General features: G+C 72.2%; 12 protein-coding genes. 3 read left to right on the forward strand and 9 right to left on the reverse strand.

Translation table 11 applies throughout. The features are described from left to right. The first annotated feature begins 124 nt into the window (after positions 1–124). Entirely contained in the window at positions 125–1,000 is an 876-nt protein-coding gene (locus ACPFP2_RS03155) for an FAD:protein FMN transferase (protein ID WP_424085892.1), read from the forward strand. Between the two features lie 360 nt (positions 1,001–1,360). Continuing rightward, positions 1,361–1,717, forward strand: coding sequence for a hypothetical protein (locus ACPFP2_RS03160; RefSeq protein WP_424085893.1), 357 nt, complete (start codon positions 1,361–1,363; stop codon positions 1,715–1,717). 107 nt (positions 1,718–1,824) lie between these two features. On the opposite strand, the gene serA is transcribed toward ACPFP2_RS03160, so the two are convergent. The 5 genes from serA to ACPFP2_RS03185 all read right to left on the reverse strand — a co-directional run bounded on the left by serA (position 1,825) and on the right by ACPFP2_RS03185 (position 9,830). After that, positions 1,825–3,423, reverse strand: coding sequence for a phosphoglycerate dehydrogenase (serA, locus tag ACPFP2_RS03165; RefSeq protein WP_424085894.1), 1,599 nt, complete (start codon positions 3,421–3,423; stop codon positions 1,825–1,827). A 259-nt stretch (positions 3,424–3,682) separates the two neighbouring features. Beyond that, positions 3,683–4,696 carry a ketol-acid reductoisomerase gene (gene ilvC, locus ACPFP2_RS03170; RefSeq protein WP_424085896.1) on the reverse strand — a complete coding sequence of 338 codons (1,014 nt, stop codon included), beginning with the start codon at positions 4,694–4,696 and terminating at the stop codon, positions 3,683–3,685. An 80-nt stretch (positions 4,697–4,776) separates the two neighbouring features. Next, entirely contained in the window at positions 4,777–5,292 is a 516-nt protein-coding gene (gene ilvN, locus ACPFP2_RS03175) for an acetolactate synthase small subunit (RefSeq protein WP_088977814.1), read from the reverse strand. Continuing rightward, on the reverse strand, positions 5,292–7,211 hold the full coding sequence (locus ACPFP2_RS03180; protein ID WP_424085899.1) for an acetolactate synthase large subunit: 1,920 nt from the start codon (positions 7,209–7,211) through the stop codon (positions 5,292–5,294). The genes ilvN and ACPFP2_RS03180 overlap by 1 nt, the downstream gene beginning before the upstream one ends. Before the next feature lie 237 nt (positions 7,212–7,448). Then, positions 7,449–9,830: a putative bifunctional diguanylate cyclase/phosphodiesterase gene (locus ACPFP2_RS03185; RefSeq protein WP_424086323.1), complete on the reverse strand. Its 2,382-nt coding sequence runs from the start codon at positions 9,828–9,830 to the stop codon at positions 7,449–7,451. Between the two features lie 128 nt (positions 9,831–9,958). On the opposite strand from ACPFP2_RS03185, the gene ilvD reads away from it, so the two are divergent. Further along, positions 9,959–11,806: a dihydroxy-acid dehydratase gene (ilvD, locus tag ACPFP2_RS03190; protein ID WP_424085901.1), complete on the forward strand. Its 1,848-nt coding sequence runs from the start codon at positions 9,959–9,961 to the stop codon at positions 11,804–11,806. 119 nt (positions 11,807–11,925) lie between these two features. Here the strand turns inward: ilvD and ACPFP2_RS03195 are convergent, their stop codons facing one another. The 4 genes from ACPFP2_RS03195 to ACPFP2_RS03210 form a co-directional block, all read right to left on the reverse strand. After that, the gene (locus ACPFP2_RS03195; RefSeq protein WP_424085903.1) at positions 11,926–12,240 is read right to left on the reverse strand and encodes a hypothetical protein; all 315 of its coding nucleotides are present in this window, start codon (positions 12,238–12,240) and stop codon (positions 11,926–11,928) included. Positions 12,241–12,419: 179 nt separating this feature from the next. After that, positions 12,420–13,721, reverse strand: a complete 1,302-nt coding sequence (gene brxD / locus ACPFP2_RS03200; RefSeq protein WP_424085905.1) for a BREX system ATP-binding protein BrxD — start codon at positions 13,719–13,721, stop codon at positions 12,420–12,422. Further along, positions 13,718–16,459, reverse strand: coding sequence for a BREX-2 system phosphatase PglZ (pglZ, locus tag ACPFP2_RS03205; RefSeq protein WP_424085907.1), 2,742 nt, complete (start codon positions 16,457–16,459; stop codon positions 13,718–13,720). The genes brxD and pglZ overlap by 4 nt, the downstream gene beginning before the upstream one ends. Next, positions 16,456–20,199: a phage resistance protein gene (locus tag ACPFP2_RS03210; protein WP_424085909.1), complete on the reverse strand. Its 3,744-nt coding sequence runs from the start codon at positions 20,197–20,199 to the stop codon at positions 16,456–16,458. Before ACPFP2_RS03210 ends, pglZ begins: the two co-directional genes overlap by 4 nt. Positions 20,200–20,298 lie beyond the last annotated feature (99 nt).

Here is a 20,298-nt window from a genome sequence, read left to right on the forward strand (position 1 = left end):
CCTCCCAGGTGACATTCATGGTGCGGTCATCTCCAATGCCTAGGGTCAGTCGGGAGCGGGTCACGGGGGCTCGCGACGGATCCGCCGCTGTCGTCGCGGCGCGGTCACCGAAGGAGCAGGTGTGATGCGGACCGACCAGCAGCGCAGACCGGCGGGGCTCGACGAACAGCCGCGCACCCGGTGGGTGGACCAGGCGGCCTTCGCGCTGCGCCGGCCGGACCTGCGCCTCGGCACCCGCAGCCACCGCGTCGACTCCGGCGCCGACGCCACCGGCGACCGGATCGCCGTCCAGCACCGGGTGCGCACCCGCACGGCGGAATACTCACTGCTGCTCAACGCCCCCGAGCACGTCGGCCGCCGCACCGTCGGCGACGCGCTGCGCGACGCCGTCGCCGAACTGCGGGCCGTCGACCTCACCTACGGCCCGAGCCGCCCCGACAGCCTGGTCTCCCGGCTGCGCCGGGGCGAGATCAGCCCCGAGTCGTACCCGCCGCTGGCCGACCTGGTGGACCGCTGCGCGGCCATGCGCGCGGCGACCGACGGCTGGTTCGACGCCTGGGCGGTGCCCGGCGGCTTCGACCCCGGCGGCCTGCTCAACGGCTGGGCGGTGGAGCGCGCGGCGGCCCGGCTGCGCGCCGCCGGCATCACCGACTACGCGGTGCTCTCCGGCGCGGACCTGACCGTACGCGGGCACGCCGCGCACGGTGGCCCGTGGCGGGTGGCCGTGCACCACCCGACCGACGGGCGTCGCGCGCCGCTGGTGCTGGAGATGACGGCCGGGGCGGTCGGCACCTCGGGAGTGTCCGGTCGGCAGGGGCACGTGGTCGACCCGCACACCGGTGAACCGGCTCAGCAGCTCGTCGCGGCGACCGTCGTCGGTCCCGACCTCACGGTCGCCGACGCGTACGCCACCGCGCTCTACGCCGCCGGCCCGACCGGGCTGGCATGGTTCCGCGACGGATCGGGATATCAGGCTCTCTTCGCCCACCGGCGCCGCTGAGGCGCCGGGGCGCGTCGGCCGACGGAGTGGAGGGGGTCCACTCCGGTGGCGCGGTCGGCGGGCCCGCGATCGGCCCCCACGGTCTCGGCAACGACCGTGGGGGCCGGTCAGCGACGAGTGCGCGTGGCTCGCGCAATCGAGGGGTGCGGACCGGTCGGCCGGACGCCTGACCTCGTCACCCGAAGACGGGCCGAACGCCCCCACTCAGCCGGTGACCGCACCGGTACGCTAGCGAATCGACGCAACTCGACGCAAGGGTCTCCACAGCGGACCGTCCTGGCCGGACGCCGTGTCACGATCGGGTCGCTGCGCGGCGGGTCAGTTGCGAAAGGGTGAACGGCGGATGGCACGCTGTCCGCCGTGAGTTTCGATCTGAGCGTGTGGGCCCTGCCGGACGGGGCCACGCCCGAGGACGTCCACGCCGCGGTGCGGCGGTGCCGCGAGGGACGCCACGGCGACCGGCACCCGGACCCGCGAGTGGTCGGCTTCTACCGGGCCATCACCGCCACCTATCCCGACCGGCCGGTCGGACCGGGCAGCCCGTGGGAGGTCGCGCCGCTGCACGCCGCCGGCGACCACGTGGAGCTGAACCTCGTGCCGACCTGCGAGGACCAGGTCCTGCTCGACATCGAGCGGTTGGCGGGCGAGCACGACCTGATGCTCTTCGACGCCCAGGACGGTTCGGTGTACCCGCCGCCGTCACGGGTCGTGGGCTGACCCGCCGCACGACGAGGCGTGGCCCCGCGCGGATCCGACGGCGGTCCGCAGGGCCACGACGAGGGGCCCGGCCGAGACGGCCGGGCCCCCGATGCGTCGCGCGCGGACTACTCGTCGCGCAGGTCCGCCGCGCTCGCCGAGGTCGCACCGATCGAGTCGGCGGCCGAGGTGAGCAGGTCGGCGCCGAGCGCCTGGTCGACGGTGAGGGTCATCAGCGTCTCGCCGCCGGCCTCCCGCCGCGCCACCTGCATCGCCGCGATGTTGACGCCGGCCTCGCCGAGCAGGGTGCCGACCGTGCCGACCACACCCGGACGGTCGACGTAGCGCAGGAAGAGCAGGATGCCCTCCGCGCCGATCTCCACGTCGAAGCCGTCCACCTCGGTCAGCTTGATGACCTCGCGCGGGCCGGCCTGGGTGACCGTGCCGGAGACGCTGACCGTCCGACCGTCGGGCAGCGCGCCACGGACGGTGACCAGGTTCGGGTGGTCGATGGTCTCGGCCTGGGTGGTGAGGGTGACCTCGACGCCACGCTCGGCGGCCAGGTGCGGGGCGTTGACGTAGGTGACCTGCTCCTCCACCACCGAGCTGAACAACCCCTTGGTGGCGGCGAGCTTGAGCACCGAGACGTCGTGGTCGACGATCTCGCCACGCACCTCGACGGTGACGCTGGCGGCGACCCCGCCGGCCACCGCGGTGAACGCCCGGCCCAGCTTCTCGGCCAGCGGCAGCAGCGGGCGGACGTCCTCGGCGACCACGCCGCCGGCCTGCACGTTCACCGCGTCCGGGACGAACTCGCCCTGCAACGCCAGCTTGACGCTCTTGGCCACGGCCAGGCCCGCCTTGTCCTGTGCCTCGTGGGTGGAGGCGCCCAGGTGCGGGGTGGCCACCACGTTGTCGAAGGCGAACAGCGGCGAGGAGGTGCAGGGCTCCTTGGCGTACACGTCGACGCCCGCGCCGGCGACCCGACCCTCGGCGATCGCGTCCGCGAGGGCCTGCTCGTCGACCAGGCCACCACGGGCGGCGTTGACGATGCGCACGCCCGGCTTGACGATCGCCAGCTCCTTCTCCCCGATCAGGCCCACGGTCTCCGGGGTCTTCGGCAGGTGGATGGAGATGAAGTCGGCCTCGCGCAGCAGCTCCTCCAGGCCCACCAGGCGGACGCCGAGCTGGGCGGCACGGGCCGGCTGGATGTAGGGGTCGTACGCGATCAGCCGGGTGCCGAAGGCGGCGATACGCTGCGCGAAGAGCACGCCGATGCGGCCCAGGCCCACCACGCCGACGGTCTTGCCCTGCAGCTCCACGCCGGTGTACTTGGACCGCTTCCACTCCCCCGCCTTGAGCGCCGCGCTGGCGGCGGCGGTGTTTCGGGCGACGGCGAGCAGCAGCGCGACGGCCTGCTCGGCGGCGGAGACGATGTTGGAGGTGGGGGCGTTGACGACCATGACGCCCCGCGCGGTGGCGGCCGGCACCTCGACGTTGTCCAGACCGACACCGGCCCGGGCGACCACCTTCAGGCGCGGCGCGGCGGCGATCGCCTCGGCGTCGATCTGGGTGGCGCTGCGCACGATCACCGCATCGGCCTCGGAGAGCGCGGAGAGCAGGGCCGGGCGGTCGGTGCCGTCGACGTGGCGTACGTCGAAGTCGTGCGCGAGCACCTCGATGGCGGCGGGAGCGAGTTCTTCGGCGATCAGTACGACAGGATTCATCGGTCCTCGTAGACGTCGTATGCGGTCGGCCTGGGGCGTCGGGACGCCGCGCTGCGCCCCTGCGCTGATCCGTGCCATGGCCGTCAGGTGCCGGCTACGCACCTACTCAAGGATCGTAGGTGGCGCCCCGGCCGGCAGGTCCCGGTCGGCGGGGTGAGTGCCCTCACAAACCAGACATGTCCGGGGTGTTGACGGACGGCGACGGTGACGCGTCCGACGCCGGGGAGAGCGTCGGACGCGTCACCGCGTACGGGGAACGTCAGGCGGTCTCGGTGATGGGCCGGTCGACCCAGCTCATCATCGAACGCAGCTTCTGGCCGGTCTCCTCGATCGGGTGCGCCGCGCCCTCGGCCCGCCACTTGGCGAAGTTCGGCCGACCGGCCTCGTCCTCGGCCACCCACTCGCGGGCGAACTCGCCGGACTGGATCTCGCCGAGGATCTTGCGCATCTCCTCCTTGACCCGGGCGTCGACGACGCGCGGGCCACGGGACAGGTCGCCGTACTCGGCGGTGTCGGAGACGCTGTAGCGCATCCGGGCGATGCCGCCCTCGTACATGAGGTCGACGATCAGCTTCAGCTCGTGCAGGCACTCGAAGTAGGCCACCTCGGGCGCGTAGCCGGCCTCGGTGAGCACCTCGAAACCGGTCTGCACCAGCGCCGCCGCGCCACCGCAGAGCACCGCCTGCTCACCGAAGAGGTCGGTCTCGGTCTCCTCGGTGAAGGTGGTCCTGATCGCGCCGGCCCGGGTGCCGCCGATGCCCTTGGCGTACGACAGGGCGAGCGCGAAGGCGTTCCCGCTGGCGTCCTGCTCGACGGCGACCAGGCAGGGCACGCCCTTGCCGTCGACGTACTGGCGGCGGACCAGGTGACCGGGGCCCTTCGGGGCGACCATCGCGACGTCCACGTCGGCCGGCGGGGTGATCAGGCCGTACCGGATGTTGAAGCCGTGGCCGAAGAAGAGCGCCTTGCCGGGGGCCAGGTTCGGCGCGATCGAGTCGGCGTAGAGCGCCCGCTGGGCGGTGTCCGGCGCCAGGATCATGATGACGTCGGCCTCGGCCGCCGCCTCGGCCGGCGTGAGCACGCGCAGGCCCTGCTCCTCGGCCTTCGGGCGGCTCTTGGAGCCGGCCGGCAGGCCGATCACCACGTCGACGCCGGAGTCGCGCAGCGACAGCGCGTGGGCGTGGCCCTGGCTGCCGTACCCGATCACCGCGACCTTGCGGCCCTGGATCAGACCCAGGTCGGCGTCGTCGTCGTAGTACACCTCAACGCTCATTGACTTCCCTTTCGTACGGCGGTCCGAACGGCCGTCGTGGACTTGTGCGGTGGCGGTTGGGCGGCGCGCAGCGCCGGGGGTCAGGCGGCGCGCAGCGCGGGACCGGCGGTGATGGAGCGCGAGCCGCGCCCGATCGCCACCGTGCCGGACTGGACCATCTCCTTGATGCCGAACGGCTCCAGGTCGCGCAGCAGCGCGTCCAGCTTGTCGGGGGTGCCGGTGGCCTCGATGGTCAGCGTGTCCGGGGCGACGTCGACCACCCGGGCGCGGAACAGGTTGACCGTCTCCAGCACCTGCGCCCGGGCGTTGCGGTCCGCGCGGACCTTGACCAGCAGCAGCTCGCGGGCCACCGAGACCTGCGGGTCCAGCTCCACGATCTTGAGCACGTTGACCAGCTTGTTGAGCTGCTTGGTCACCTGCTCCAGCGGGGACGACTCGGCGTTGACCACGATGGTGATCCGGGAGACGTCCGGGTTCTCGGTCTCGCCCACGGCGAGGCTGTCGATGTTGAACCCGCGTCGGGAGAACAGGCCGGAGACCCGGGCCAGGACACCCGGCTTGTTCTCCACCAGGACCGAAAGAGTGTGCATGGTCATCAGATCTCGTCCTCGTCGAATGCCGGGCGGACGCCACGGGCGAACATGATCTCGTCGTTGCTGGTGCCGGCGGCCACCATCGGCCAGACCATCGCGTCCTTGCCGACCGTGAAGTCGATGACGACCGGCGCGTCGTTGATCGCCATCGCGGCCTCGATGGTCCTGTCCACGTCCTCGGCGGTCTCACAGCGCAGGCCGACACAGCCGAGCGCCTCGGCCAGCTTCACGAAGTCCGGGATGCGGTGCTTGTGGGTGCCCAGCTCGGTGTTGGAGTAGCGCTCGCCGTAGAAGAGGGTCTGCCACTGCCGGACCATCCCGAGGTTGCCGTTGTTGATCACGGCGATCTTGACCGGGATGCCCTCCAGGGCGCAGGTCGCCAGCTCCTGGTTGGTCATCTGGAAGCAGCCGTCGCCGTCCACCGCCCAGACCACCGCGTCGGGCCGGCCGACCTTCGCGCCCATCGCCGCCGGGACGGCGTACCCCATGGTGCCGAGGCCGCCGGAGTTGAGCCAGGTGCCCGGCTTCTCGTACGAGATGAACTGGCTGGCCCACATCTGGTGCTGGCCGACGCCCGCCACGTAGATCGCGTCCGGGCCGGCGATCTCGCCCAGCCGCTTGATCACGTACTGCGGGGAGAGGGTGCCGTCGGACGGTTCCTCGTAGCCCAGCGGGTAACGCTCGCGCAGGTCGTCCAGTTGCGTCCACCAGTCGGCGAGGTCGGTGCGGTGACCGGCCTTCTGCTCGCTGGTGACCGCGGTGATCAGCTCGTCGATGACGTGCCGGGCGTCACCGACGATCGGCACGTCCGCGTGGCGGTTCTTGCCGATCTCCGCCGGGTCGATGTCGGCGTGCACCACCGTGGCGTCCGGGGCGAACGAGTCCAGCTGGCCGGTCACCCGGTCGTCGAAGCGGGCGCCGAGCGCCACGATCAGGTCGGACTTCTGCAGGCCGTAGACCGCCGCGACGGTGCCGTGCATGCCGGGCATGCCCAGGTGCTGGCGGTGCGAGTCGGGGAACGCCCCCAGCGCCATCAGCGTGGTCACCACCGGGATGCCGGTCAGCTCGGCGAGCTTGCGCAGCCCCTCGGTGGCGCCGGCCTTGAGCACGCCGCCGCCGACGTAGAGCACCGGACGGCGGGCTGCGGCCATCAGCCGGGCCGCCTCGCGGATCTGCTTGCCGTGCGGGTGCAGCGTCGGCCGGTACCCGGGCAGGTCCAGGGTGGGCGGCCAGGCGAAGGTGGTCGGCGCCTGGAGGACGTCCTTGGGGATGTCGACCAGCACCGGCCCGGGCCGCCCGGTCGAGGCCAGGTGGAACGCCTCGGCCAGCACCTGCGGGATCTCCTCGGCGCTCTGGACCAGGAAGTTGTGCTTGGTGATCGGCAGGGTGATGCCCTGGATGTCCGCCTCCTGGAAGGCGTCCGTGCCGATCGACGGGCGGGCCACCTGGCCGGTGATCGCGACGATCGGGACGGAGTCCATGTACGCGTCGGCGATCGGGGTGACCAGGTTGGTCGCACCCGGGCCGGAGGTGGCGATGCAGACGCCGACCCGGCCGGTCGCCTGCGCGTACCCGGTGGCGGCGTGACCGGCGCCCTGCTCGTGGCGGACCAGGATGTGCCGGACGGTGGAGTCGTACAGCGGGTCGTAGGCCGGCAGGATCGCCCCGCCGGGAATGCCGAAGACCACGTCGACGCCGAGGGCCTCGAGGGACCGCACGAGCGAACCGGCGCCGGAGACCTGGGCCGGCACCGGCTGCCGGGCGGCGGCCCCGGTGGCCCCGGCGGCGACGGCCCGGCCGGCGGCGGCCGGGGCGGTGCCGGGGCGCGGCGCGGGGGCGTGCTCGGCGTCACCGGTCGGCTCGGCGACCGTGCGCGCCCGGCGGGCGGAGTGGGCGAGTGTCTCTGGCGTGGGTCTCGTCATGGCGGTTCAGGCCTTCGGCTGGAGTGGGTGGAGCTCAACGACACGTGCTACGGGGGCGGGTGCCCGCCCCGACAGGGTCCGACGGCAATAAAAACGGCCCTCGTGCAGATGCACGGGGCCAGCGCACTCTCGAGGAGGAGAGTGCGCTCAGGTAAGTACTCGCAGCGACCGGATCGACGACATGTGGACCAGCCTGACGCATCTCAAGCGCTGAGTCAACTGATCCCACATGTTGGTTCACGAACGGGGGACACCGTCCCCCGGCGAAGGCCCGACAACCGGCCCGGCCTGCGCAGATCCCTCCGGTGAGACGCGGGGCGCGGGCACCGGCGGCGACGCGGGCGGGCCGGACCGCAACCGGGGCAGCAACGGCGACGGGACGGCCCGACGAGGCCCGGGCGGCGGCACCGAGGAGGGCCGCGCCCCCGGCGAGGTGGCGGCCTCCAGCATCGCCTCAAGGTGCTCGGCGGGCACCCCCCAGCCGAAGAGCGCGCCCTGGCCGAAGCGGCAGCCGGCGGCGACCACCGCGGCCAGCTCCGTGGGGGAGGTCACCCCCTCGGCGATGACCTCCATGCCGAGCTGGTGCCCCAGCCGCATGACGATGTCGACCATCGGGGCGAAGGCCGGCCCGTCCCGGCCCACCGGGCGTACCGGCTCGTGCTCGGCGACCAGACTGTGGTCGATCTTGAGGATGTCGATCGGCAGCCGGCGCAGCTGGCCCAGCGAGGAGTAGCCGGCGCCGAAGTCGTCCAGGGCGATCCGGACGCCGGTGTGCCGCAGCGCGGTCAACCGGCGGATCAGCTCGTCCAGGTCGGTGGCGACCGCGTGCTCGGTGACCTCCAGCACCAGCCGCTGCGGCGGCACGTGGTGCGCGCGCAGCGCCTCGGCCACCTGCACCACGTACTCCGGGGCGTGCAGCTCGCGCGGGGAGACGTTGACCGACACCCAGACGTCGTGCCCGTCGGCCAGCCAGCGGGAGAGCTGCCAGCAGGCCTGGTGCAGCACCCAGGCGCCCAACCTGGCGATCATCCCGCACTCCTCGGCGAGCGGGATGAACTCGTCCGGGCGGACGTTGCCCAGCTCCGGGTGGTGCCAGCGCAGCAGCGCCTCGGCGCCGACCGGGCGCACCGAGGGCAGCGAGGCGACCGGCTGGAACACCAGCCGCAGCTCGTTGCGCTCGATCGCCCCGCGCAGCTCGTGCTCCACCCGGGTACGCCGCAGCAGCGCCTGGTCGTGGGTGCCGTCGTAGCGCTCGATCCGGTTCTTGCCCCGCTGCTTGGCGTAGCGCAGCGCGAGGTCGGCGTGGCGCAGCAGGGCCGCCTGGTCGGGCTCGCCGCACTGCCCGGCCACCCCGATGCTGACCGAGAGGAAGACCGGCCCCTCCGACTGCTCGTACGCCCGCCCGAGCACCCCGAGCAGCCGCTGGGCGACCACGTCGGCGTCGGCCGGCCGGCCGCGCATGAGCACCGCGAACTCGTCGCCGCCGAGCCGGGCGGCCAGGTCGCCGGGGCGCAGGTTGCCGCGCAGCCGCCGCCCCACCTCGACCAGCACCATGTCGCCCACGTCGTGCCCGCGCATGTCGTTGACGTTCTTGAAGCCGTCCAGGTCGAGGCCGAGCAGCACGCAGTCGACCCCCTCCTCGGCGCAGCGCTGCAACTCGCGCAGCAGGCCCCGGCGGTTCGCCAGCCCGGTCAGCGCGTCGGTGTGGGCGAGCTCACGGAAGTGCGCCTCGCGCTCGGCCAGCCGCCCGGCGTACCCGCGCATGTCGTTGAGGGTGAGGTACTGCCGGGCCACCAGGGCGAAACCCTCGACGCTGCCGGCCACGATGCCGAGCGCGTCGAAGCGACCGCCCTGCACGAGGTGGTACATCGCCGAGCCGGCCATCGCGAACATCGGGACGAAGGCGTACGCGCCGTCGCGCCGGATCAGGTCGACGTCGACCTGCCCCGGCGGGTCGCCCCGGTACATCGCGAACGCGACGGCGAGCAGGCCCAGGGCGACCAGCACGGCGGCGGACAGGGTCATCCCCACGCCGCCCTGGCACACCCCCGCGGCGACGCCGAGCCCGCCGAAGGCGCTGGCGGTGATGCCCGAGCCGAGCAGCGCGAACCGCGATCGGGGTGGGGCGGCGCGGAGCACCACGATCAACGTCAGCCCGGCGGTCACCGCGGCGTTGACCGAGGCCAGCATGATCGCCGGGCAGGCCACCGGGGTCGCCGCGCCGAGCAGGCGGGTCGGCTCGGAGAAGACCACCCAGCCGACGAACCAGAGCGCGGTCGCCATGATCAGCCCGTCGAGCAGCAGCCGGGCGGTGGCGGCGCGGTTGACCACCACACCGGGCAGGCGCAGCAGCCCGGTGGCGGCGGCCAGGCCGCTCAGGGTGGCGGCAACGGAGACCACCAGCGGCCAGCCGGTGAGCCGGGCCGGGTGCGGTGACCGGTGCGGGTGGCCGAGTTCCACGATCACCCCGACCAGCAGACCGACCAGGGCGGCCGCCCCGGCGACGGCCAGCAGGACGTACGCCCGGCGGTGCGGACCGGTGCGGCGCCGGGCCGACCCGGCGAGCAGCGCGGTGGCCGCCGCGGCCACCAGGGCGCTCAGGATCGCGACCGCGACCATGCCCGGGGTGAAACGCACGTCCTCAACTGTGCCGGATGAGCGTGACCGATGGGGCACCGGGTGTGCATCTGTTGGGACACGTCCGGACCCGCCGGGGCCGCCGCGCCGACGGTGCCACACTGGTATCCATGCCTGAGCTGCGGTCGAGGACCTCCACCCACGGTCGGACGATGGCCGGCGCCCGGGCCCTGTGGCGGGCCACCGGGATGACCGACGACGACTTCGGCAAGCCGATCGTCGCCATCGCCAACAGCTTCACCCAGTTCGTCCCCGGTCACGTACACCTCAAGGACATGGGCGGCCTGGTCGCCGACGCGGTGGCCGAGGCCGGCGGGGTGGGCCGGGAGTTCAACACCATCGCGGTCGACGACGGCATCGCGATGGGCCACGGCGGCATGCTCTACTCGCTGCCCAGCCGGGAGCTGATCGCCGACGCGGTGGAGTACATGGTCAACGCGCACTGCGCGGACGCCCTGGTCTGCATCTCCAACTGCGACAAGATCACCCCGGGCATGCTGCTGGCCGCGCTGCGGCTGAACATCCCGACCGTCTTCGTCTCCGGCGGCCCGATGGAGGCCGGCAAGACGGTGGCGATCGAGGGCGTCGTGCACTCCAAGATCGACCTGATCGACGCGATGATCGCCTCCTCGAACGAGGCGGTCACCGACGACCAGCTCGGCGAGATCGAGCGCTCCGCCTGCCCGACCTGCGGCTCCTGCTCCGGCATGTTCACCGCCAACTCGATGAACTGCCTGACCGAGGCGATCGGCCTCGCCCTGCCGGGCAACGGGTCGACGCTGGCCACCCACGCCGCGCGCCGGTCGCTCTTCGTCGAGGCCGGCCGCACCGCCGTGGAGATCGCCAAGCGGTGGTACGACGGCGACGACGCCTCGGTGCTGCCGCGCGCGATCGCCGACCGGGCCGCGTTCGAGAACGCGGTCGCCCTCGACGTGGCGATGGGCGGGTCGACCAACACGATCCTGCACCTGCTCGCCGCCGCCCGCGAGGCCGAGCTGGACTTCGACGTGGCCGACATCGACGCGATCTCCCGCCGGGTGCCCTGCCTGGCCAAGGTCGCGCCGAACTCGCCGCAGTACCACATGGAGGACGTGCACCGGGCCGGCGGCATCCCCGCCATCCTCGGCGAGCTGGACCGGGCCGGGCTGCTCCACCGGGACGTGCGCGCGGTGCACTCCCCCGGCCTGTCGCAGTGGCTCGCCGACTGGGACGTGCGCGGCGGGTCACCGAGGCCGGAGGCCGTCGAGCTGTTCCACGCCGCCCCGGGCGGGGTGCGCACCACCGAGCCGTTCTCCACCACCAACCGCTGGTCGTCGCTGGACACCGACGCCGCCGGCGGCTGCATCCGCGACCGTGAGCACGCGTACAGCGCCGACGGCGGGCTGGCCATCCTGCACGGCAACCTCGCGCCCGACGGCTGCGTCGTCAAGACCGCCGGGGTGCCGGAGGAGTGCCTGACCTTCCGCGGCCCGGCCAAGGTCTACGAGTCGCAGGACGACGCCGTCACCGCCATCCTCGCCAAGGAGGTCGTCGCCGGCGACGTCGTGGTGATCCGGTACGAGGGCCCGAAGGGCGGCCCTGGCATGCAGGAGATGCTCTACCCCACCTCGTTCCTCAAGGGCCGGGGGCTGGGCCGGGCCTGCGCGCTGCTCACCGACGGCCGGTTCTCCGGCGGCACCTCCGGGCTCTCCATCGGGCACGTCTCCCCCGAGGCGGCCTCCGGTGGGCTGATCGCGCTGGTGCGCGACGGCGACGAGATCGTCATCGACATCCCGGGCCGGTCGATCGAGCTGAACGTGGCGGACGACGTGCTGCAGGCGCGGCGGGTCGCCGAGGAGAAGCGGGACCGCCCGTACACGCCGGTGGACCGGCAGCGGCCGGTGTCGGCGGCGCTGCGCGCGTACGCCTCGATGGCGACCTCGGCCAGCGACGGCGCGTACCGCCGGGTGCCGGAGTAGGTTCCGCACGGCCTCTCGTAGTCGCATCCTCACCCGCAGATCCTGATGCGAGATTGCCCCTGGAGGAGCCGTTTCCTGCCAAGATCTGTTCGCGAGAGCCGTCAGCCGCAGGCCTTTGATCACCGGGTGAGGACGACGAACCGGACTGGTTCCTCGAGCACAGCCAGCGCTCCCGGCACGTCCGTGAGACGGGCCGCGAGAGTTGCGCAAGCCAGCCGCCGCGGCAGCGCGGCGCTGCACTTGAGCCCGGCCAGTGCTCGGGAGCTGACCTCGGGCAGGCAGATCCGCTGTGCCGCGTCGGCGACCAGCGGCCGCCACTCCGCCGGTTTCAGATCCGAGCGGAGCCGGACGGTGTAGTCGTCGGATCGCTGAGCTGGATCGACGACTTCGCCCAGGGTCGCAGTCAGGGTGGCGGTGCAACCCGCGCGTGCCATCCGCGACAGCAGGGAAACACGGCCGCCTCGGTCTTATCGCCGGCGGTGGGCACGAGCAGCAGCACGTCGTCCCCCGGAGCAGCGGTGCGACCGCGGCCTGCTGCGGCGGACGAAGTTCCGGCCAGCCGAGACTGTTGACCACGTGGTGAAGCACCACGGGTCGCGCTGTGGCTCGTCGTTCATAGTGTCAGGTCGACGTCGTCGGCAGACGCGGCATTCCGCTCGACCTCGGTCAGTTCGTCGGAGCGCAGCGTCAGCTCGTAGTGGTCCCGGGGGTTCCAGTCGGCGAACTGGTCCACCCGATCGAAGACGTCGGCGACGAGTTTCTTCAGGTAGACCCGCGGGGCGACCCCGACCTGGCCACCCAGCCTTCCGGCGACGGCACGCGCGAGTTCGCCGAGGTAGTCGTCATCGACTCGATCGGTCACCCTGCTGCTGCCGTAGATCTCGCGTACCCGCGTACCCAGTTGGACCAAGGCGGCCCCCGTGAAGCCAGGCAGGCGAATCTGAGTGGCGCGAGGGTTGTCCCAGCGCGGTTCCGGTCCGAAGTCGGTGGCGAGGCGCTGGGCCAGTGGGGCGAGCCGCTGCACGCCCTGCTGGCCGTCGAAGAACGCCGGGGTGCCGGTGATCAGGAGGAACAGGCCGGGGAAGCGCCCGGAGTAAATGTCATCGACCAACTGCCGGAGCGCATTGAGGGCCTTGTCCCGGGCGTCCGACCGTACCCGCTGCAACGTTTCGACCTCGTCGAGCACCAGGAGTAGGCCGGAGTGGCCACTGTCCCGCAGTACCGTCAACAGACCCTGCAGAAAGCTGAGCGCCCCGAAGTGGTCGAGGTCGCCCTTGACACCCGCCGTCCGTCGCGCGGTGGCCGCGACGTGCGGCTGTCCGCCCAGCCAGGCGGCGAGGCCGCCCGCAGTCACCTGGTCACCGCCGGCGTTGGCGGTTCGGTAGCCCCGAAGCGCGGCGGCGAAGCCCGGTGTGCTCCGGGAGATGTCGGCCAGTCGGCGTTCGAGCAGTTCGCCGACGGCCCGGTCGAGCCCGTCCGCGTCCGCCTCGACGGCCGTGCCGGCGGCCAGCACGTCCTCCTCAAGGGCGAAGATCCAGCCATCGAGCACCGGTCTCAGTGCGCTCGGGGCGAACTGCTCGGTGGTCAACTGCTCAACCAGCCGGCGGTAGACGGTCTCCATCCGGTGCAGAGGTGTCTCCAACTCGGAGACCTGCACCTCGGCCACCGCGAATCCCCGCCGCTTGGCCCGCTCCCCCAGCCAGCGGGTGAAGAACGTCTTGCCCGCGCCGTACTCGCCACGTACTGCCTTGAACACGCTGCCACCACCAGCCACCCGGTCGAGGTCCTCGTCGAGGGCTACGGTGAAGCGGTCGAGTCCGACGGCCAGCGCGTCCAACCCGTTGGCGGGCACGGCACCCCGGCGGAGGGCGTCCACGATGTCCCTGCGCCGCCGGGCGCTCACCTCGAGCGTCACGACGGCGCCAGCCCGAACTGCTCAATCATGAGGGCGATGTCCAGCTTGGCGGTCTGCCCGTCCGGGTCCAGGCTGAGCACGGGGTATCCCTCGACCTGCAGCAGGCGGCGCAGGGCGGTGAACGTGCCGGAGACCCGGTGCACAGGGACACCGGCCCGGGTGGCCAGCGTCTCCAGGGTCGCCCGCCCGTTGCCCGCGATCAGGGTGGCGACCATGGCGGCCACCCGCTCGTCGGCCAGGGGTGCCCGCGTGTCACGACGGTCGACGTACACGGGACTGGCCAGCAGAGCGTCGACGAGAGCCGTTGCGGGATCGGCCGGAGAGGGCAGAGCCATCGGCGGCGGCGGAGCGGCCGTGACCGGAGCCGGCAGGTCGAACAGGCCCTCGTCCTGGACGGGTGGGCGGGTGAAGCGGCGGGCGGAGCGCTTGTTCCCCGGCGGAGCGGCCTCGCGGGAGATTGTCCCCGCAGCCGCCGGCCGCAGCGGCTCCCGCCACCACTCCGGGCTGGACACCGGCGCTCCCGCCCAGCCGGGGACGGCGCCCTCGTCGTGCGCGGCGAAGAGCAGCAGCGGGATGGCAGCCTCGGCGGGGGCAGCGCCGCCGTGGTACCCCGCTTTACGTGGGCCGTACCGTAGCTCCTCCCGCCAGGGCAGGATCGCCTGCCCGCCCGCGAGAGCCACCCTGCTGCCCCGGAAGAGTAACTCGCCGTCGCCTGGTACACCGGTCGCCGGACGCCACCTGTTCTCGCTCGACTCGGACGCGCGGTGGACAGCCTCGGAACCGCGATCGACGACGTGGCCGTGGTCCGACACCAGCACCACGACCCGGTCCTGGGCGACGGCGAGCAGGTGACGTAGCCCGTTGACGGTGGCCGTGCTCCACTCGGTGGTGCCGGGCTCACTGCGATCAAGGGCGTCATCGATGGTGTTAATGACGGCGGCGACGAGCGGAACGGCGGGATCAGCGATCGCAGCGGCGACCTCGGGGTCGACCGCCAGCCCGGCCGGGGTCCGTAGATTGGACTTGTGCAGGAGGACGCTGCCGGGAAAGTGCGCGGAGAACGCTCGCAGCTCGGCACCGCGGTCACCAACAGCCAGCCGCCCGCTGAGCAGGCTGCACCGGTTGACCTGGGTGACCGTCGGCAGCGCGGCAAGGACGCCCGTCCGTGGGCCGCCGGCCGGTGTCAGTTCCGTCCAGGCGCCGCTGCGGGCAAGGGAGTCGGCGATCTCGATCCCTGCTGCGGCGCCCATGCCATCAAGGACGAGCATGAGCACCCGACGCCCGTTGTCCAGCACGGGACGGATCACCCGGTCCAGGACGTCCTCCACCCGCAGGAGTGTTCCGGGTTCCCGGTCGGCGGCGGTCATGTCCTGCAACAGCTCGGCGAACTCCTGGTCGTGCCGGACACGGCGGGTGTCGACTGCCGCGTGCAGTAGCCGGTACGCCTGGGCGACCTGCTGGTCGACGTCGCCGGCGAAGACGTCCAGTCGGGCACGGTCGACCCATCCGTCATCGCGGATCTGACGGTGCACCGCGTCGAGCATCGTGGCGGGGGCGGGTCCCTCGGGCTCGGCGAGCCAGCGCAGCAGCCGGACGGCCATTCGTGCGGTCTCCACCCGGGTTCGGTCGGCCGACCGGTGGGCCTCGACTGCGGCGAGCTGGTCCTGCGCCCGCTCGATCAGCTCAGCCGTCGGAGCAGCGGTTCCCGTGACAGGGACGGCGAGCTGCACCGCGGCTCCGAACGCCCGCATCCGCTGCGCGAAACCGGTGGGCAGCAGAGCCGAGGCGGCGAGCCGGTTGGCCACGTCGACCTCGGACGCGATCTCCTCCGCCCGGCGCAGCATCCGGTGCGCGTCGTGGCGTACGGGGCCGTCGCCGTCGAGGGCCCGGTAGATCCACGCCTCCGCGGCTTCTCCGAAGGCGGTCGCCTGCGCTTCGGTCAGGCGGGTGCCACCGAAGCGCGGCTCGAGCCGGGTCCGGGCGACCACGAGTTCCACGTCGACCGTCTGCTCCACGTGGCGCGGCCAGAGCACCCCTGCGAGCAGGCCGAGCGGAATGGCGTCGACCCCGTGGCCCGCGCGTACAGCGGCCAGCACCGGCACGGCGACCGGGCCGGCCACTTCCGCGAGGAACACGGAGATCCCATCGGCCCAGTCGGCGGGCAGGTCACCGAAGCGCAGCTGGGTGGGGGCGTCGGTGCTCCACTGCAGCAGCCCGGCGCCGTCCAGCTCGTCGGGGTCGAGGCCGAGCACCGCTCCGGCGAGGTGCCGCAGCGCGTGGTCCCGGGTGAGGATGAGACCGGCGGGTGGCGCCCAGCCCTCGGCCGGAGCGAGGTCGGTGAGGGCGTCCGCGACCCAACGACCGATGCGGACCAGCGTCGAGTCGAGCCGTACCTGGCCGCCGAAAACCTGGGTGACCAGGTCCCACGGGTCGACACTGCGGCCCTTCTGCATGCTGACGTGAGCCAGCAGGCCGTCCCCCAGCTCCATGTCGGTGAGGTCGGTCAGCAGAACGAGCTTCTCCGGTGCGGCCCGGTCGGCCAGCGCGGCCCGTGCCGCGATGGGTGTCGGGCAGGGCACGACCCGCACCGGAACGTCCCCGACGGTGAGAACCGGCTCGTCCCCCCACTCGGGGCGGGCGTGCAACACGATGGCGTGGGCGCCGTCCCGCTCAGCGAGCCACGACTCGACCTTGCGGCGGACGGCCGCCGGGCGGACGGCGGCACGGGTGGTGCTCACGATCGCCGCTCCGACTCGTCGACCTGCCACGTGACGCTGAGCCGCCGGCCGACAGCCACCTCGGACCGCAGCTCGGAGACGAGCCGGTCCAGTGCCTCCTCGTCCTGCACCACCGCGTGGTGGGCGGCAGGTGGCAGGGCAAGGACCGGGTCGCTGGGGTCGCGCGGCCTCGGGACGACGACCTGCGGCCCCGGGCCGACGGGTGGGGTGATGACCGGTGGCTTCGGGTCCGGCGGTGCCACCGGCTTGCTCTCGGCCAGCAGGGCGGCGGCAGCCCCGACCGCCTCCTGCAGCGCCCTCACCAGGTCGGAACCGTGGTGCTCGTCCTGGGCGGCGGCACGGAGCTGGTCGACGATGGCCCGGGCTCTGCTGTCGGAGTCGACCCGTGCCTCGATGGCGCTGATCAGTGGCCACTGCGTGGTGGTCAGCCCCGCGTTGAGCTTCTGGGCCTGCTTGAACACTCCGCTGGCAGCCTGGCCGTCCAGTCCTTCGAGGTACCTCTGTCCGCCCGCCACCAGGCCGACGAGCACGACGTCGTCACGCTCGTGGCCCACCTGCGTGAGCAGCTCCGCGACCCGCCGTGCGGTGGCGAGTCGGCCCGTCTCCGACGCCACGTCCAGTCCGAGCGGCTTGGCATGCTCCTGCAGCTTGGAGACGAGATCGCGGGCAGATCCGGCGTACGTCATGGCGACACGACGCATCTCCGCCGCCATGGTGCCGAGGTTGGCAGGATTGCGGAACTGGGGCAGCACCACGCCGAAGAACGGCTGCCCGAACTGTACGGCCGCCTTCCACGTCTCCTCCGACGGCATCGGCGGGTGCCGCAGTTCGAACCGGTCCTCCACGCCGATGACCGCAGCAACGTTGACTTTCCCGCCGTTGTCGTACCAGCTCAGCTGCTGCTCGAACGCGAAGACGGCGATGATCAGGTTCTGCAGGTCGCGGTCGAATCCGCGCCGCTTCGGCACGTCCAGCCATGCCCGCAGCTTGTGCACCGGAAAGTGGTCGCGGTAGTCCTCCTTCGCCGCCTCCTGCAGCAGGTGACGACTCCAGAAGCAGGTGCTCATGGTGAGCACGTACCGGTGGTCGACCAGTTCGCCGAGCTGCAGGGGGTTGCAGATCCGGCGGAGGATCTTCTGGTCGGCGGGGGCGACGGAGACACCGTGGGTGGGATCGGCGGCGGCCAGCTTGGCATAGTCGAAGACCTTGGCCAGGTCGCCACGGGCGAGCGGCTTCTCGTCGACGGGCAGGGCCGGTGTGCCCGGGTACGACCACTCCAGCAGTTCGGCGGTGAGGTTCCGGAAGGCGTCGGTCAGCGTCCCGCCCCGGGGATCCCCGATGCGCAGCCCTTCGGCCAGGGTGTGCAGCACCCCGACGGTGTCGTCGTGCACGTCGGAGGGCTGCGGGTTGGCCGCCCCGTACGCCTGCTTGAGCGCGGTGATCAGGCCGTCGCGGAGCTGCGTCTGCCGCTGCAGCAGGTAGACCCGGCCCTGCTGCCGGTCGGCCTTCGGCCAGTCGGCGGCGAGGGTGTTGAGCCGCTCCCCCGCGCCGCCGGCACCGAGTAGGTAGTTGATCTTCGCGAGCTGGGCGACCCGACCCATCATGTCGTCGGTCAGGTAGAGCGGCAGCCAGAACACCGTGTTGGAGCCTCGAGGCAACTCCTCGATGCGGGCCCGATCGGCGCTGCGCGGGTAGTCCTGCGGGTCGAACGGGTAGTCGATGACGATCCGCCACGACTCGCCGGGAGCCAGCAGCGCAGCGACCGGCATGGAGTCAGGGTCGCGGACATTTCCGAACTTCACCTGGACGACGTGCCGCCGGCCCCGCCAGTCGCGCGGCTGCTGCAGCTCGCCGTGGCTGCCCTCGCTGCCGGCGAGGCCCATCTCGGCGCTGATCAGCTCGCGGAGCAGTTGCTGCCGCACCCCGGCGGAGGTCTCGTTGTGCGGCACCAGGTCGAGCAGCTTGTCGAAGTCGACGGTGTGCAGCTTGAGCGTCACCACCGGGTCGTGGTCGTCGGTGAGGTGCAGCTCACCGGCGTCCTGCTCGATCTTGCGGAGCCGGTTGAGCACCATCGTGTTCTCGTAACCGGGGATCGGCGAGGCGATCGAGCCGAAGTTGAGCGCGTGCAGCTTGGCGGCGGTGAGGTTGTGCAGGGCCGGCACCTCGGGCACCAGGGCGCTGAGCAGGATGGTCTTGACCAGTTTGTCGTCGAGCTGGAACTGGGTGTGCGAGGGTGCCTTCTCCTCGTCGACACCGTTGAGGGAGAGCAGGATCGGGCGCAGCTTGCGCAGGTAGAGGGTGCGGGCGGCGTCGAACTGCTGACGCAGCTTCGGGCGGTCGGGCAGCTCGCCGTGCAGCACCAGTGGGTCGAAGAGCGCCGCCACTCCGATCAGGTCGTTGACCCGCAGGGAGTCCCGCCGCTCGACCAGCAGCTCGGTCATCACCTTCAGAGCGGTCCGCTCGCGTTGCAGCGCCTGCGACAACGCGACCAGAGTGGCCACGAGGGCGGGTGAGAAGGGGTAGAGCTGCCGGAAGGCGGTGGCGTCGGAGCCGATACCGGCATCGCCGTACTGCGCGCCGAGCAGCAGGATGTCCCACACCTCGCGGTTGTGCCGCACGGCCGCGAACGCGTTGTCGATGACCGACCGCGCCGCGTCGTCGTTCGGCTTGAGCAGCCGCTTCTCGGTGATCTCGGGCAGGTTCGTGTCAGCAAGGACGATCTCGCCGAACCGGCCCTGAACGCTGCGCATCACGTGCGCCAGTGCCTCCCGCTCGGTGCCGCCGACCTGCGGGCCGAGGAACTCCTCCAGGTTTCGCTGACGGGCGACGAAGGAGACCAGCGGCAGCGGCCGGGCCGCGTCGGCGGACTCGACCAGCTTGTTGAGCTTGGCACCCTCGGTGTTGACGAAGGTGTAGTCGGCGATCCGGCCGGAGAGCCAGAGGATCAACTCGTCGAGGAAGAGCACGATCGCGTCGTACCCGAGGGACTTCGCGTGCCGGGTGATGACGGCGAGGCCGGTGTCGAGGTCCAGGTACTCGGCGCTGAGCACCGCGCCGCTGAAGAAGGTCTCGGTGAGCGCGCTGACCAGCGCGTCGCGGTCCTTGGTGCCGGGTGGCTGCGAGGCCGCGTCGGCGTACCGCTGCGGGGTCCAGCCCTCAGCGCGGGCCCGCAGCGCGGCCAGACCGCCGCCGCCCGCACCGGGGCTTGCGGCACCGCCGCGCAGCGCCGCGAAGAACGCCTCGTCACCCATCGCCTGACGCAGGCCGGCCGCGTCCTTCAGCAGCGCGTCCGACCGGTGTACGGCGGGGACCGGCGCGTCCGGGTGGGCGGCGGTGACCTGCCGCAGGTATCCCTCCAGGATTGCCTGCTCCACCGAGCGCGCGTCGAGCATGTGCAGGGTCAGGGTGAGGAAGTTCCGCCCGGGCAGCCAGGAGTCGGCGGAGACCACGGGACCCTCCAGCCCGCGAATCTTTCGGGCATCGGGGTTGTGTGCCAGGATCTCCCGCAGCACAGCCATGAAGTGCGACTTGCCGGAACCGAACGACCCGTGCAGGAACATCGCCTGGGATCGGCCGGTGGTGACGGCGTGGCCGATCCGCTGCAGCGCGCCGGCGAAGTTCTCCCGAAGCTGGTCGGTGACGACGTACCGGTGCAGGTCGGCACCCTCGGCCGCCTTCACCACGAAGTCACCTTCACCGACCGACATCGGGATCTTGATCAGGTCGCGCAGCAGCGTCACAGGTGGTCCTCCAGCCTCCCCAGGGTGCCCGACACGCTACCCATCGACCTGAATGCTCGGGTACCGCACCGGATGGCGTTTATGCGGTCCGGTTGACGG

Source organism: Micromonospora citrea (genome assembly GCF_049629545.1).
GTDB lineage: Bacteria > Actinomycetota > Actinomycetes > Mycobacteriales > Micromonosporaceae > Micromonospora > Micromonospora citrea_A.